General features: G+C 63.2%; 16 protein-coding genes. 1 reads left to right on the top strand and 15 read right to left on the bottom strand.

Annotation, left to right across the window (positions count from 1 at the left end; translation table 11 throughout):
- Positions 1–3 precede the first annotated feature (3 nt).
- From ACI2I1_RS00180 to trpB, 4 genes are all read right to left on the bottom strand, one after another.
- Positions 4–1,293, bottom strand: coding sequence for a bifunctional folylpolyglutamate synthase/dihydrofolate synthase (locus ACI2I1_RS00180; RefSeq protein ID WP_404677430.1), 1,290 nt, complete (start codon positions 1,291–1,293; stop codon positions 4–6).
- Between the two features lie 8 nt (positions 1,294–1,301).
- Complete coding sequence (accD, locus tag ACI2I1_RS00175) at positions 1,302–2,150, bottom strand: acetyl-CoA carboxylase, carboxyltransferase subunit beta (protein WP_221541473.1); 849 nt, start codon at positions 2,148–2,150, stop codon at positions 1,302–1,304.
- A gap of 2 nt (positions 2,151–2,152) precedes the next feature.
- Entirely contained in the window at positions 2,153–2,962 is an 810-nt protein-coding gene (gene trpA, locus ACI2I1_RS00170) for a tryptophan synthase subunit alpha (protein WP_404677429.1), read from the bottom strand.
- A gap of 333 nt (positions 2,963–3,295) precedes the next feature.
- Positions 3,296–4,510 carry a tryptophan synthase subunit beta gene (gene trpB / locus ACI2I1_RS00165; RefSeq protein WP_404677428.1) on the bottom strand — a complete coding sequence of 405 codons (1,215 nt, stop codon included), beginning with the start codon at positions 4,508–4,510 and terminating at the stop codon, positions 3,296–3,298.
- A gap of 91 nt (positions 4,511–4,601) precedes the next feature.
- Between trpB and ACI2I1_RS00160 the strand changes: the two genes are divergently transcribed.
- The gene (locus ACI2I1_RS00160) at positions 4,602–4,913 is read left to right on the top strand and encodes a chorismate mutase (RefSeq protein ID WP_404677427.1); all 312 of its coding nucleotides are present in this window, start codon (positions 4,602–4,604) and stop codon (positions 4,911–4,913) included.
- On the opposite strand, the gene ACI2I1_RS00155 is transcribed toward ACI2I1_RS00160, so the two are convergent.
- The 11 genes from ACI2I1_RS00155 to ACI2I1_RS00105 all read right to left on the bottom strand — a co-directional run bounded on the left by ACI2I1_RS00155 (position 4,903) and on the right by ACI2I1_RS00105 (position 14,724).
- A complete protein-coding gene (locus ACI2I1_RS00155; protein ID WP_404677426.1) occupies positions 4,903–5,625 on the bottom strand; it encodes an RNA methyltransferase in 723 nt (240 codons plus the stop codon). The genes ACI2I1_RS00160 and ACI2I1_RS00155 overlap by 11 nt on opposite strands.
- A complete protein-coding gene (nrdR, locus tag ACI2I1_RS00150) occupies positions 5,618–6,094 on the bottom strand; it encodes a transcriptional regulator NrdR (RefSeq protein ID WP_221541479.1) in 477 nt (158 codons plus the stop codon). Before nrdR ends, ACI2I1_RS00155 begins: the two co-directional genes overlap by 8 nt.
- Positions 6,095–6,123: 29 nt before the next feature.
- Positions 6,124–6,372, bottom strand: a complete 249-nt coding sequence (locus ACI2I1_RS00145) for a hypothetical protein (protein WP_221541480.1) — start codon at positions 6,370–6,372, stop codon at positions 6,124–6,126.
- A gap of 10 nt (positions 6,373–6,382) precedes the next feature.
- Entirely contained in the window at positions 6,383–7,666 is a 1,284-nt protein-coding gene (gene glyA / locus ACI2I1_RS00140; protein ID WP_404677425.1) for a serine hydroxymethyltransferase, read from the bottom strand.
- Positions 7,667–7,673: 7 nt separating this feature from the next.
- The gene (gene rpiB, locus ACI2I1_RS00135) at positions 7,674–8,111 is read right to left on the bottom strand and encodes a ribose 5-phosphate isomerase B (protein ID WP_404677424.1); all 438 of its coding nucleotides are present in this window, start codon (positions 8,109–8,111) and stop codon (positions 7,674–7,676) included.
- 92 nt (positions 8,112–8,203) lie between these two features.
- Positions 8,204–8,923 carry a bacteriorhodopsin gene (locus tag ACI2I1_RS00130; protein ID WP_404677423.1) on the bottom strand — a complete coding sequence of 240 codons (720 nt, stop codon included), beginning with the start codon at positions 8,921–8,923 and terminating at the stop codon, positions 8,204–8,206.
- Between the two features lie 138 nt (positions 8,924–9,061).
- Positions 9,062–9,622, bottom strand: a complete 561-nt coding sequence (locus ACI2I1_RS00125; RefSeq protein WP_404677422.1) for a hypothetical protein — start codon at positions 9,620–9,622, stop codon at positions 9,062–9,064.
- A gap of 23 nt (positions 9,623–9,645) precedes the next feature.
- Entirely contained in the window at positions 9,646–11,652 is a 2,007-nt protein-coding gene (gene rpoD, locus ACI2I1_RS00120) for an RNA polymerase sigma factor RpoD (protein WP_404677421.1), read from the bottom strand.
- A 19-nt stretch (positions 11,653–11,671) separates the two neighbouring features.
- A complete protein-coding gene (gene dnaG, locus ACI2I1_RS00115) occupies positions 11,672–13,555 on the bottom strand; it encodes a DNA primase (protein ID WP_404677420.1) in 1,884 nt (627 codons plus the stop codon).
- A 33-nt stretch (positions 13,556–13,588) separates the two neighbouring features.
- The gene (locus ACI2I1_RS00110) at positions 13,589–14,275 is read right to left on the bottom strand and encodes a hypothetical protein (RefSeq protein ID WP_404677419.1); all 687 of its coding nucleotides are present in this window, start codon (positions 14,273–14,275) and stop codon (positions 13,589–13,591) included.
- Entirely contained in the window at positions 14,272–14,724 is a 453-nt protein-coding gene (locus ACI2I1_RS00105) for a GatB/YqeY domain-containing protein (RefSeq protein ID WP_404678300.1), read from the bottom strand. The genes ACI2I1_RS00110 and ACI2I1_RS00105 overlap by 4 nt, the downstream gene beginning before the upstream one ends.
- Positions 14,725–14,774 lie beyond the last annotated feature (50 nt).

Raw genomic sequence — 14,774 nt, 5'->3', positions numbered from 1 at the left:
CGATCAGTCGGGCAATTCCGCATTCAGGCGCAGAACCTCTCCGGCGAGATAGAGCGATCCGGCAATCAGCACCGGCAGCCCGTCCTGCGGAAGGGCGGCCAGGGCGGCGGGAACGTCCTCCGCCGCCCGGCTTCCGTCAGCGAAAGCACCGACCGGGTGCCAATCGTGGCCGGGCACCGGGACGACAGTCACGCTGGAAATGGCGCCGCGTAATGGCGCCGTGATCGCAGCGGGATCTTTTGCATCGAGCATGCCGATGACCAGATGGAGCCGCTGGCCTGCGAAATGGCGACCCAGTATCTCTCCAGCTGAGGGGTTGTGCCCACCGTCGAGCCAGATCTCGCGATCGCCGGTCAGCGGCCCAGGCGCGAGGCGCTGAAGCCTGGCCGGCCAGACAGCACTGCGTATGCCTGAGGCGATGGCGCGGGCCGAGACCGGCACGTAATCCTGATGCCTCAGCATCGCGGCCGCCAGCGCGGCATTCTCGGGCTGGTGAGGTCCGGGCAGGGTGGGGAGCGGAAGCGCCAGTTCCCCGTGACGGTCGGCGTAATGCAGTTCGAGATCGGTCGCCGCGGCAGACCATTCCCGGCCGCACATGGCCAGCGGCGCGCCGTGACGTGCTGCGGCGGCTTCGATCTCGCTCGAGGCGATCTCGGGATAGGAGAGCGTGACGAGCGAAGCCCCCGATTTCGCGATACCCGCCTTCTCGAAAGCGATCCGGGCGAGGGGCGCTTCCGGCACGCCCTCTTCGGGTGCCAGCAGGAAGCGTTCGTGGTCGATGCCGAGCGCGGCTATCCCGCACGCAGCCGATTTTTCCAGCACATTGGTCGCATCGAACCGCCCACCCAGGCCCACTTCCACCACGCAGGCATCGGCCGGGACGCGCGCGAATTCGGTGAAGGCTGCGGCGATCGTGACTTCGAAGAAGCTGGGGTTCAGATCCTCGCCCGCGTCCAGCACTTCACCGAGCAATTGGGCGAGGCGTTCGTCACTGATGAGTTCGCCTGCCACCCGGATGCGTTCGTTGTAGCGAACGAGATGCGGGCTCGTGGTCACGTGAACCCGGTAGCCTTCCGCCTCCAGCATGGCGCGCAGGAAGGCGCAGGTCGAACCCTTGCCGTTGGTGCCCGCCACGTGGAAGACCGGGGGCAGCCGCTCGTGCGGATTGCCCAGCCGGTCCAGCAGGGCCCGGATAGTGCCAAGCCCGAGCCGCCCATCGGGTACGCTCAGCTGGGCCAGCCGGTCGAGCTGCGCCTGCACGGCCGTGTTTTCGGAGCGGGCGAAGTCCCGCATCGAAAGGCTCAGGCCGCCTCGGCCGGGGCGAGGTAATCGATCAGCGTCGACAGCGTATCGCGCAGATCGTGGCGGTGGACGACCATGTCGACCATGCCGTGCTTGTGCAGATACTCTGCGCGCTGGAAGCCTTCGGGCAGCTGTTCGCGGATCGTGTCCTGGATCACGCGCTGGCCGGCGAAACCGATCAGGGCGCCCGGTTCCGCGATATGGACATCGCCGAGCATGGCGTAACTCGCCGTCACGCCGCCCGTGGTCGGATCGGTCAGCACGACGATGTAGGGCAGGCCTGCTTCCTTGAGGCGCCGGGTCATCACGGTCGCCTTGGGCATCTGCATCAGGCTGAGAATGCCTTCCTGCATGCGCGCACCGCCCGCGGCGGTCACGACGATATAGGGCGCGCGCAGCGTCAGCGCGCGTTCGGCGCCCTGGCAGAAGGCGGTGCCCACGGCCATGCCCATGCTGCCGCCCATGAAGGTGAAGTCCTGCACGCCGACGACTGCCGGCTTGCCCTCAATGGCTCCTTCACCAACGAGGAAAGCGTCCTTATGCGGGCTTTTGGCGCGGGCCTGTTTCAGGCGGTCGGTGTATTTCTTGGAATCGCGGAACTTGAGCGGATCTTCCTTCACTTCCGGAATGGGAAGCGTCTGGAAGCCTTCATCGAGCACCATCGCGAGCCGCTTGTCCGCACCGATCCGGCCATGGTGGCCGCAGCGCGGGCAGACATCCATATTCTCTTCATACTCCTGACCGAACACCATTTGCTGGCAGTTCGGACATTTGACCCACAGATCCTTGTCGGTGCTGCGCTTGGGTAACCAAGAGATCGAGTTGCGTACGCGTGTGAACCAGTTCATGCCTAACCTTCTTTCGCGGGGGCCTTTGCCGCCGAATGCACCGCCTTGGCAAGGCTTGCCGTCAATTCGCGCAGCTTTTCCGGAGCGTCGGCGCCGTGTTCCCCCACCAGTTCGACGAGTGCGGAGCCGACGACCACACCGTCCGCCACCCTGGCAATGGCGCCTGCCTGCTCCGGCGTGCGCACGCCGAAGCCGACGGCAATAGGGAGGTCGGTGGCCGCTTTCAGCCTGCCGACCGCTTCTTCGATCGAGGTCTGCGCTGCCTGCTGCTTGCCGGTGATCCCCGCGACCGAGACGTAATAGAGGAAGCCGCCCGATCCTTGGAGTACCTGCGGCAGGCGCTTTTCGTCCGTGGTGGGGGTGGCAAGGCGGATGGGGGCGATGCCCTTGTCGCGTAGCTGCGGGCCAAGCGCATCGTCCTCTTCGGGCGGGATGTCCACGCAGATCACGCCGTCCACGCCCGCCTCGCTTGCTGCCTGGGCGAACCAGTCCGGTCCGCGGCGGATCATCGGATTGGCATAACCCATCAGCACCAGCGGCACGTCAGGATGGCGCCCGCGGAACTTGCGCGCGATCTTCAGCACGTCCGCCGTGGTAGTGCCCGCGCCGAGCGAGCGCAGGTTGGCGTTCTGGATCGCCGGGCCATCGGCCATGGGATCGGTAAAGGGCATGCCCAGTTCGATCACATCCGCGCCGCCTTCGACGAGCGCATCGAGATTGGCCGCCGTGTCGCCATCGCCGGCGGTGACGAAGCAGACGAGGGCGGGATGCGGCTTGGCGAAAGCTGCGGCGATTCGGGTCGGGCTGTTCATACTACGCTGCCTGAAGCTGAAGGTTGGAGCACGTGGAGCACGGCCCTGAAGATAAAAACTTAGGGGATGCGAGCGGCTCGATCGAGGGTGGAATAAGAGGTGAGTTGCGGGACTTCATAGCCTGCTGATTGCACAGACGACGGCTTGTAGGACAGTGCCATCTCCTTTTCGTCCCCCCCGGACTTGATCCGGGGTCGTGCTATTCGTGGAGCGGCGATGAAGGCAGCTCGACCCCGGCTCGGAGGCCGGGGTGACGGACACGGACCGTCAGCAAGAGGTCGTCGAGAAAAGACTCGATGCTTTCTCGCCCCGTGGATCGAGCCCGCTCTCGTTTCACATCTCCACTCCCAGCCTTTCGGCCACGGTGAAGATGTCCTTGTCGCCGCGGCCGCAGAGGTTGGCGAGGATCACGCTGTCCTTTGGCATCTCCTTGGCGCGCTTGGCGACCGCCGCGATGGCGTGGCTGGGTTCCAATGCGGGGATGATGCCTTCGGTGCGGCACAGCAGCTGGAAGGCTTCCAGCGCTTCCTCGTCGGTGATGGCGGTGTATTCGACGCGGCCCGTGTCCTTGAGCCACGCGTGTTCGGGGCCGATGCCGGGATAGTCGAGTCCGGCGCTGATCGAATGGCCTTCGGTGATCTGGCCGTCCTCGTCCTGCAGCAGATAGGTCTTGTTGCCGTGGAGCACGCCGGGAAAACCGCCAAGCAGGCTAGCCGCGTGTTCGTCGCCATCGAGCCCGTGGCCCGCCGCCTCCACCCCGAGCATCTTCACGTCCGGATCGTCGAGGAAGGGGTGGAACAGGCCGAGCGCGTTGGATCCACCGCCGATGGCTGCCACCAGCAGATCGGGCAAGCGGCCGATGCGGTCCTGCATCTGCACGCGCGCTTCCTTGCCGATCACGCTCTGGAAATCGCGGACCAGTTCTGGGTAGGGGTGCGGCCCGGCGGCGGTGCCGATGATGTAGAACGTGTCGTGGACATTCGCGACCCAGTCGCGCAGCCCTTCGTTCATCGCATCCTTCAGCGTGCCGCGCCCGCTGGTGACGGGCACGACTTCCGCGCCCAGCAGCTTCATGCGGAAGACATTGGGCGACTGGCGCCGCACGTCTTCTGCGCCCATGTAGATGACGCAGGGCAGGCCAAAGCGCGCGCAGACCGTTGCGGTGGCGACGCCATGCTGGCCCGCGCCGGTTTCGGCGATGATGCGCGTCTTGCCCATGCGGATCGCAAGCAGGATCTGCCCGATGCAATTGTTGATCTTGTGCGCGCCAGTGTGATTGAGCTCGTCACGTTTGAACCAGACCTGCGCTCCGCCGAGCGCGTCGGTCAGCCGTTCTGCAAAATAGAGCGGGGAGGGGCGGCCCACGTAATGTTCCAGCAGGTCGTCGAATTCGGCCTGGAATGCGGGATCGGCCTGCGCGGCGCGATATTCGCGCTCGAGATCGAGGACCAGCGGCATCAGCGTTTCGGCGACATAGCGGCCGCCAAATTCGCCGAAATGTCCGCGCTCGTCAGGTTGGTTGCGATAGGTGTTCGGATTGCTCGCCATGCGGCCCTATTGCCGAGGTGTTGCGGACAAGTCGAGAGAGGGTTTGGTTTGTCCTCGACAAGCCGCAATCTACCCGCCATTCCGCGCGGCCATGAGTGACAGTTTCAAGCTTCCCGAAGATTGCCGGACCATGCCCGAAGTGCGCACCGGAGTGGACAGCACCGATCGCGAATTGGTGGAACTGCTGGACCGGAGGTTCGGTTACATGCGGGCAGCCGCGCGCATCAAGCAGGATCGCAATGTGGTGCGCGACGAAGCGCGCAAGGCAGAAGTGATCGAGAACGCGAAGGCTGACGCTGTGGAGCGGGGGCTTCCGGCAGAAAAGATCGAGCAAATCTGGGAGCTTCTGGTCGAAACCTCGATCGGTTATGAACTGGCCGAATGGGACCGGATCAGGGCCTAGGCCCGCGTTGCAGCGACGACAGCACACCGCGCAGGGTCCGCACCTCGAGGTGATTCCAGCCCGGCTTGGTCAACACGCCGCGCAAGGTGCGCCGCGTGGCATCGGCGCGCGGTTCGGGCAGGAAATAGCCCTTGGGTTCCAGCATCCCTTCGAGATGCGCGATGAGGCCTTCGAGCTCTTCCTGAGGGGCGGGCGGCAGGATGTCTTCCTGCGTCGGCTGCACCAGCTGTTCGTGCTTCGACCATTCATAGGCGCATAGGATCACCGCCTGCGCCAGGTTGAGCGAGCCGAATTCGGGATTGATCGGAACGGTGAGGATCGCGCGCGCGAGGGCGACGTCCTCCGTTTCCAGCCCCGAACGCTCGGGCCCGAACAGGATCGCGCTGCGGCCTTCGGCATGCGCCATCTCCTGGCACGCCTGTTCCGGCGTGAAGACCGGCTTGGTCACTCCGCGCTTGCGCACGGTGGTGGCGTAGACATGCGCGCAATCGGCAACCGCTTCGGCCGTGCTGTCATAGACCTGGGCCTGCTCCAGCACGATATCGGCGCCCGCGGCAGAGGGACCGGCATCGGGATTGGGCCAGCCGTCGCGCGGCGTGACCATCCGCAGCTCGACCAGGCCGAAATTGAGCATCGCCCGGGCAGCCTTGCCGATATTCTCGCCCAGTTGCGGCCGGACAAGCACGATCACGGGTTTGCGATTCTCAGCCACTTTTCTGCTCGCCCTTCGCAGCTTCCTGCACCGTGCTGGCGAATTCCTCGAAGTCGCGGGCTTCGCTGAAATCTCGATAGACCGAGGCGAAGCGGATGTAGGCGACGCTGTCGAGCTGTCGCAGCCCGTCCATGACCAGTTCGCCGATGCGCTTGGACGGGATTTCGGCCTCGCCTGCGGTTTCGACCTGGCGCTGGATTCCGCTGACGAGCTGGTCGATCTGTTCCTGCGCCACGTCGCGCTTGCGGCAGGCGAGGGCGATTGACTGTTCCAGCTTGCTGCGATCGAAAGGCTGGCGCCGCTCGCCGCTCTTGACCACGGTCACCTCGCGCAGTTGTACCCGTTCGAAGGTCGTGAAGCGCGCGCCGCATTTGGAGCACTGGCGGCGCCGGCGGATCGAGGTGGAATCCTCGGTCGGGCGCGAATCCTTTACCTGACTGTCGTCATGGGCACAAAACGGGCAACGCATTTAGGTAGTGTCTCGTCAGGCAATCGCGCTCAGGGGCGCAGGCGTTTGTAAAGCATGAAGCCCGCACCCGCCACGAGCCCGAGCGGCCAGGTGACGACCGGCAGGACGCCGCCGGCAATCGCACCGATGGCGGCACCGGTCAGGACCGGCTTGGTCGACGGGTGATCGAGCCCTTCCTTCGCCATGCCCTTGATTTCAGCGGTGGCATCCGGGACCAGATCGTGGTCGGTGAAGCCATTGCCCTTCTTGGGATCGCGATCGTCGTGCTTGTTTGTCATAAGAAGCTCCTTACCGTCCGGGATAGACGGGGAAAGCTTCGCACAATTCGGTGACGCGGTCACGCACGCTCTGTTCGACCTGGCCATCGCCATCGGGGCCGTTGCTGGCCATGCCGCCAACGACTTCGCAGATGAGCTTGCCGATGGTCTCGAACTCGGCCTCTCCGAAGCCGCGCGTGGTGCCGGCGGGCGTGCCGAGACGGATGCCGCTGGTCACGAAGGGGCTGCGCGTGTCGTATGGGATGCCGTTCTTGTTGCAGGTCAGCCACGCACGGTCGAGCCCCGCTTCCGCGGCCTTGCCCGTCACGTCCTTGGCAGTGAGGTCGACCAGCATGGAGTGATTGTCCGTCCCGCCCGAGACGACGCGTAGGCCATTCGCCTCGATCCCGCGCGCCAGAGCGCGCGCATTGGCGACGACATTGGCGGCATAGGTCTTGAATTCCGGACGCAGCGCCTCGCGGAAGGCGACCGCCTTGGCTGCCACGATATGCATCAGCGGGCCGCCCTGCATGCCGGGGAAGACCGCCATGTTGATCGGCTTGGTGTATTTCTCGTCATTCCACAGGATGATGCCCGAGCGCGGACCGCGCAGGCTCTTGTGCGTGGTGGTGGTGACGACATCGGCATGCGGGAAGGGCGAAGGATGCGCACCGCCCGCGACAAGGCCGGAGATGTGGCTCATGTCGACCATCAGGTAGGCGCCGACCTCGTCAGCCACCTTGCGGAAGGCTTCCCAGTCCCACACGCGGCTGTAGGCGGTGCCACCGGCGATGATGAGCTTGGGCTTGTGTTCCTTCGCGATGGCCATGACCTCATCCATGTCGATGAGCTCATCGTCCTTGCGCACGCCATAGCTGGCGGGGTTGAACCACTTGCCGCTCATATTGACCGGCGAGCCGTGAGTGAGGTGGCCACCCGAATTCAGGTCCAGCCCCATGAAGGTATCGCCCGGCTGCAGCAGGGCGAGGAAGACCGCCTGGTTCATCTGGCTGCCCGAATTGGGCTGGACGTTGGCGAAGTTGCAGCCGAACAGTTCCTTGGCCCGGTCGATCGCCAGCGTTTCCACCACGTCGGCATAATCGCAGCCGCCGTAATAACGCTTGCCGGGATAGCCTTCGGCATATTTGTTGGTGAAGACGCTGCCCGCGGCTTCGAGCACGGCAGTCGAGGCGATGTTCTCGCTCGCGATCAGTTCGATCTTGTCCTGCTGGCGCTTCAGTTCGTTGCGGACTGCGGCATAGACCTCGGGGTCGGCCTGTTCGAGCGTGTCGTTCCAGAAACGGTTGTCGGTCATGTCGGTCCTAGCAACTGGGGTTGGAAAGCTTGTCGACGCGGCGCTGATGCCGGCCGCCGGCGAATTCGGTGTCGAGAAAGGCGGTGACGCAGGCCTTGGCCATGTCCACGCCGGTCAGGCGCGCGCCCATGGCGATGCAGTTCGCGTCATTATGTTCGCGCGCAAGGGCCGCGGAGAGCGGTTCGGAAACCAGCGCGCAGCGCACCGCCGGATTGCGATTGATGCTCATGGAGATGCCGATGCCGCTACCGCACAGGGCGATGCCACGTTCGGCCGTACCGTCGGCAACGACCCCGGCGAGCTTGTAGCCATAGTCGGGATAATCGACGCTGTCGGCAGTGTCGGGACCGAGGTCTGCGACCTCGTGGCCCATTTCGATAAGCCAGTCCCGCAGGGCGGTTTTCAGCTCGAGGGCGGCATGGTCGGAAGCAAGGGCGATACGCATGCGCGCGCCATAGTAAAGCGAGCCGATTCGCGCGACCCCGCCGCGAGACTTTTCGTGAAGCGCTCGCGGCGGGCTCGGCGGACAATCGGATTTCAGACCTCGGTCGCAGGCATCGGCTTGCGATCAGCGTCCTCGATCGACAGCTTCTTGAACCGCGACGTTGCGACGAAGCCGTAAATCACCTTGGCCGTGACATCCATGACGAGGATGAACCAGGCATCGGCCAGCGTGGTGAACATGCCGAGGCCCTGCGGCCCCAGCGCCCATTCGATCGGATAGATGGCCCAGACCACCAGGAGGAAGGTAAGGTTGGCCTTATAGACCGAGGTCATCCTGCCGCCCAGCGTGCGGGCCGCCACCATTACGGGGCCGAGCAAAAGGTAGATGATGCCGAGGAACGCTGCGCTCGACCATGCGAACCAGATCCATTTGGCTGTTTCGTTCTCGGTCATCGCCGCCAGCAGGCCGGTGACGATCATGAGCGCATCGAGCACGACTGCGGGGAGAATGAAGGTCGAGTGGCGCGGATGCTCATGCAGCCCGGCCAGGATCAATCCGGTGAGGAGGATGGGAGTGGTCACCACCCAGTCCGCGTAACGGGCAAGAAACAAGGTCTGGCCGCCTGCCATCTCGAGGCGGCCGATGCCGAGTGCCATGGCCAGATAGGCCGTCGCGGCGATGAATGGCACGACCGAGTGGAACTGTGTGTGATGAAGAAATTCGGTGCGCTTGTCGCCGTGAGCATAAATCGCCAGCGATCCCAGCGACATGATGACGAAACCGATTAACAAGGGGAGGGTGAGAGGTTCCATAACCCGCTGTCCTTTTGTTGCCCGTCAATGGCACAAAGGATCAGCATGCTTCGTGTTCCGTGAGTAAAGCGCATCTTTCGTTGCGCCTGATGGCATGCCCCATTTCGGGACGGCGCATCAATCAGGACGCAACTGGCGCTATTCAGTTTCCTGAGCTTGCTTGTACTCCACGATTTCTTCGACCATTTTCGGCATATCCTCCATGGCGAGCGCCATGGCGTCATCCATATATGCCTGATTTGCGGCCGCAAAATGCGCATTGGACAATACGTCGGTGCTGCGCATCATGAACGTTCTCCCGGAGTCCGTCTCAACGAAAGAGAGAATGTCGCGCAATTCGGTTTCTGAAAACATGTCTGCGTAAGCTTTGACCCATGCGTCCATGAGCAACGGCACATGTTCCTCAAGAAGCTTGTTCTGCTTCTCGCGCACAAGTGCCTGATACCGACGAATGATCTGGCGAGCCCCATCGTCCTCGATCAGTCCTTCGACCGACTGCCGCATTTGCGCTTCCATCTGGTCCCCGACCTTCGAAAACATCTCGAAGCGCTCCGCTTCGGGATAGGCAGTGTCGATGATCTGACGCGAGATTTCGACACGTGTGTCAAGATTACCGGTTTGCGCATGAGCAGCGCCGGGAAGGCCGGAAGTGCCTATTACGAAAAGGGCGATTGTGCCCAGCCATCCCAGCGTTCTCATGTTCAGCCCCCCAAAAAGTCCGATTACTGATCCAGGAACGAGCGCATCTTGCGACTGCGGCTCGGGTGCTTGAGCTTGCGCAGCGCCTTTGCCTCGATCTGGCGGATACGTTCGCGCGTCACCGAGAACTGCTGGCCGACTTCTTCCAGCGTGTGATCGGTGTTCATGCCGATGCCGAAACGCATGCGCAGTACGCGCTCTTCACGCGGTGTCAGGCTGGCAAGGACGCGGGTGACCGTTTCCTTGAGATTCGCCTGGATCGCGGCGTCGACCGGAATGATCGCGTTCTTGTCCTCGATGAAATCGCCCAGATGGCTGTCTTCCTCGTCGCCGATCGGCGTTTCGAGAGAGATCGGCTCCTTGGCGATCTTCATCACCTTGCGCACCTTTTCGAGCGGCATGGAGAGCTTCTCCGCCATCTCTTCGGGTGTCGGTTCGCGGCCCTGGTCGTGCAGGAACTGACGCGAACAGCGGACCAGCTTGTTGATCGTTTCGATCATGTGGACCGGGATGCGGATCGTGCGCGCCTGGTCGGCGATCGAGCGGGTGATCGCCTGCCGGATCCACCAGGTGGCGTAAGTGCTGAACTTGTAGCCACGGCGGTATTCGAACTTGTCGACCGCCTTCATCAGGCCGATGTTTCCTTCCTGGATCAGGTCGAGGAACTGCAGGCCGCGGTTGGTGTATTTCTTCGCAATCGAGATCACGAGGCGAAGGTTCGCCTCGACCATTTCCTTCTTGGCGATACGCGCTTCGCGCTCACCCTTCTGGACCATGTTCACGATGCGGCGGAATTCTTCCAGCGCCATACCGGTGGCGCTGGCGATGTCGCTGATTTCCGTGCGGATGCGATCGATGGCATCGCCTTCCTTCTCTGCGAAGGCGGCCCATTTCTTGTCCTTCTTGACCCGGTCATCCATCCAATGATCGTCGAGCTCGTTGCCGATATAGGCATCGAGGAAGTCGATCCGCTTGACCTTGTGACGCTCCGCAAGGCGCAGCATCTGGCCACCGAGCGCGGTCAGGCGGCGGTTGAAGGCATAGAGATTGTCGACCAAGAATTCGATCTTGGTCGCGTGGAATTGGACGCTTTCGACCTCGGCGGTCAGCTGGTCCGCCAGGTCCTCGTATTTCTTTTCCTTGGCCGGCGGGAATGCTTCGCCGCGGCCGAGGGTGTCCACGCGTTCCTTCTGGAGCTTTTCGAACTTGCCGAACAGATCCTTGATCCGGGCGAAACGCTCGATAGCGTCAGGCTTGAGCGCGGCTTCCATCTGGGCGAGCGACATCGTGTTGTCCTCGTCCTCGTCATCGTCCGACTTGGAAGAGCCTTCTTCGCCGTCCTCGTCCTCGGAATCGGAATCGCTATCCTCATCCTCGTCATCGCGGATGGTCGGACCGGCGGTTTCTTCCGAAATCTCGCCGTCGTCGTCATCGTCTTCGGCCCCTTCGGCGAGCTTGTCCGCCGGGGGTTCCTTGGAAAGCATGGCGTCGAGATCGAGGATCTCGCGCAGCTGCATTTCCTCGTTGTTGAGCGCTTCGGACCACTGGATGATCGCATGGAAGGTGATCGGGCTCTGGCACAGGCCCATGATCATCATGTCGCGGCCGGCTTCGATGCGCTTGGCAATGGCGATCTCGCCTTCGCGGCTGAGCAATTCCACCGCGCCCATTTCGCGCAGGTACATGCGCACCGGATCGTCCGTGCGGCCTTCGGTGGCGGCCTTCTTCGCGGGCGCCTTCTTGGCGTCCTTTTCCTTGGCGGAAGGCGCGGGCGCGATTTCCTCGACCTCGTCTTCCTGCTCGGCATCTTCGTCGTGCTCGACGATCTGCACGCCCATTTCGGACAGGGCCGACTGGATGTCCTCGATCTGATCGGAACTCATCTCACCTTGCGGCAGCGCGTCGTTGAGTTCGTCATAGGTGACGTAACCCTTCTTCTTCGCTTTGGAGATCAGCTTCTTGATCGACGATTCGTTGAGGTCGATCAGGGGAGCGTCGTCTTTTTCGCCCGACTTCGATTTGGTTGCCATAAAGTGCAATCAGTCCATTCTATGCACCGCCAGCAGGAGAGGATCCCTGTGCGGTCTCTGAATCTTTCGTAGCCGCTGATGCGGCCCTTCGACTTGCCATCTGTCCGAGTCGCGCCTCGAATTCCAGTTTCCGCTTCAGCAAACGTTGCTGGTCCGCGAAAGCTCCTTCGGGGTCGATCTCGAAACGCGCGGTCGCTTCAGCAAGCGCGGCTTCGAGTGCCGGCCTTTCGACCAGCAGTGACACGGCTTCAGCCAGATCCTCGCGCGCATCAACCGGGTCGGTGCCTTTATCGAGAAAGGCGAAGCGGGTGTTTGCCGGTGGGGCGGGTAGGCCTTCTGGCAGCGATATGGGCGATTGCGCGCGCGAATCAAGCATTTCCGCAGCGGCGAGCAAGGAATCTATCGCCGGGCCGGCATTCGGGTCACGCGTGGCGAAGCGGGCGAGGGCGCTCTCATGCCTGGGAATTTCGCCTGGATGGAGCAGCAGTCCGTGGATGACCGCGCTGGTCAGCGTATCGCGCGAGCCCCCGGAAATGGCGCGTTTCAGGCGGTCCGCAGTCTCCTGCGACAGGCGCGGGGGCTGTTGTTTGAAACTGCCCTTCTGCCATTCGCCCCGGGGTTTGAACGGGCGCTGCTGGCGGGGCGGAAAGGCAAAGTCGGAAAAGCGGTCCTGCAGCTCGCGCTTGTAGAGCGCGCGGATGTCGGGATGCTGGATCGCCTCGACATGGGCCATCAGCCGTTCCTTTAGGCCCGCCTTGTCCTCGGGCGATTCGAGCGGCACGGCATCGCGTTCGAACTGCCAGAGCGTATCGAGCAGGCCGCTGGCAGAAGCCAGCGCTTCCTCCATCGCAGCAACGCCTTTCTCGCGTATCAGATCGTCGGGATCCATTCCGGCGGGCATGCGAACGATGGCCAGCGAATGTCCGGGTCGCAGCAGCGGCAGCACCCGGCCGATGGCGCGCATTGCGGCCCGCTGCCCGGCATTGTCGCCGTCGAAACACAGGATCGGACGCTCGACCTGGCGCCAGAGCAGTTCTATCTGGTTCTCGGTCAGCGCGGTTCCCAGAGGGGCGACGACTTCGGCGATCCCGGCATTCGCCAGGGCGATGGCATCCATATAGCCTTCGACCACCACGATGCGCCCGTTCTGGCGTGCAGCGGGGGCGGCGCGGTGCATGTTGTAGAGGGTCCGCCCCTTGTCGAAGAGCGGGGTTTCCGGGCTGTTGAGATATTTGGGCCCGTTGGCATCGGCATCCAGAATGCGGCCACCAAAGGCGATGACACGGCCCCGCGCGTCCTGGATCGGGAGCATGAGGCGCCCCCGGAAGCGATCGTAGGGATCCTTGCCCTCGACCTCGATCCGCATCCCTGCTTCGATCAGCATCGCATCTTCGAAGGGCAGCGCGGCTGCGAGCGCCTGACGCTCCACCGGCGCGAAACCGAAGCCGAATTCGCGCACGACTTTTTCGGAAAAACCGCGGCGTTTGAGATAGCTGCGCGCTTCCGCACCTTCGGGCGAGGAAAGCCGATCTACGAACCATTGCTGGGCCGCCGCCGTGACATCGTGCAGGCTGGCGCGTTTTTCCGCACGCTCAGCGGAACGCGGATCGGGGGCAGGGACTTCCATCCCCGCTTCTGCCGCCAGTTCCTTGACCGCATCCATGAACGGCATGCCGCGCTGATCGGTCAGCCAGCGGATGGCATCGCCATGCGCCTCGCAGCCGAAGCAATGGTAAAAGCCCTTCTCGTCATTGACGTAGAAGCTGGGCGTCTTCTCGTTATGGAAGGGGCAGCACGCCTTGAATTCCCGCCCCGCCTTGGTAAGGCGGACCGTGCGCCCGATAACGGCCGACAAGGTCGTCCGCATCCGCAATTCGTCCAGCCATTGGGGGGTGAGCGCCATGCCCACCTACCTAATGGCTGGAAACGAATTCCGCTAGTTCGCGGCGGGCCCGGCTGCCGGTTTTTCTTCGGCCGGGAACGGCCCCTTGGCCTTGGCCTGATTGCCGTCGATTTCCAGCAGATAGGCATCGGCCGGCCCTGCCGGTGGAAGCGTGGATTGCCACCAGAAAGTGATGGTCGACCCCGGTTTCCAGCCTTCCCCTTGCGTGACACGCCAGATCAGGCGTCCGCCGTCGCTGGTGATGGAAATCGCATCCTCGTTTCCGAGCGCCTCCAGCGCCTGCGCGTTGGAATAGCCCACCGCGCGATTGAAGCCGTGCGCTTCCTGCGTCATCCGGAAAAGGGTGGGCGGGCTTTCCAATACCTCCGGCCCTTCTTCGGGTTGCTCCTCGACCTGCGGTGCATCGGCCAGCGTGACCAGATGGACATAGGTGTAGATCGTATCCGCGGGCAAATCCCCGGGCACGCATTCGGTAACGCCTTCGGGGCAGGCTACGAAACTCACCATCTTGCCGATTTCGCGGTTGCCGGCGCTCAGCACGGTTTCCACCTCGTCGCCTTGCGGCCCGACGATCCTAGCACCCAGCGTCGACAGGTCGAGGTCGGCAGGGGCGAGAGCGCGCGGCTGCGCAACCGTGGGGGTGGGCGTAGGCGCAGGCTCGGGTTCCCGGTCGCCGCATGCAGTCAGCGCGAGCGGAGCGAGAAACAGCAGCTTTCTCACGACAGCGCCTCCTTCACCAGGCCGCTGGCCTTGGTCATGTCGAGCGTGGCGCCGTGGCGGGCTTTCAATTCGCCCATCACCTTGCCCATGTCCTTCATGCCGTCGGCACCGGTATCCGCCTTGATCTGCGCAATGGCGGCGCGCATTTCGTCCTCGCTCATCTGCTTCGGCAGGAATTCCTCGATCACGACCAGCTCGCCCTGTTCCTTGTCGGCCAGTTCCTGACGCCCGCCTTCTTCGTACATGGCAATCGATTCGCGGCGCTGCTTGGCCATCTTCATGAGCACGTCGGTGACCAGCTCATCGTCCTCCGGCTTCTTGTCCGCGGTCCGCAGTTCGATATCGCGATCCTTGATCTTCGCGCCGATCAGACGCAGCGTCGCGGTGCGTTCCTTGTCCTTGGCCTTCATGGCGGTGACTGTTTCGGCCTGGATTTTTTCGCGCAGCATTGTGCCTCTATTCATGAATCTGTGGATGGTTGACGCTTCATTTAGAACAA

The sequence above is a fragment of the Qipengyuania sp. NPDC077563 genome, assembly GCF_044901345.1.
In the GTDB taxonomy this organism is placed as follows: domain Bacteria; phylum Pseudomonadota; class Alphaproteobacteria; order Sphingomonadales; family Sphingomonadaceae; genus Qipengyuania; species Qipengyuania aestuarii.
The sequence above is the reverse complement of the archived record's forward strand: the minus strand, read 5'-3'. Positions and strand labels throughout refer to the sequence as shown.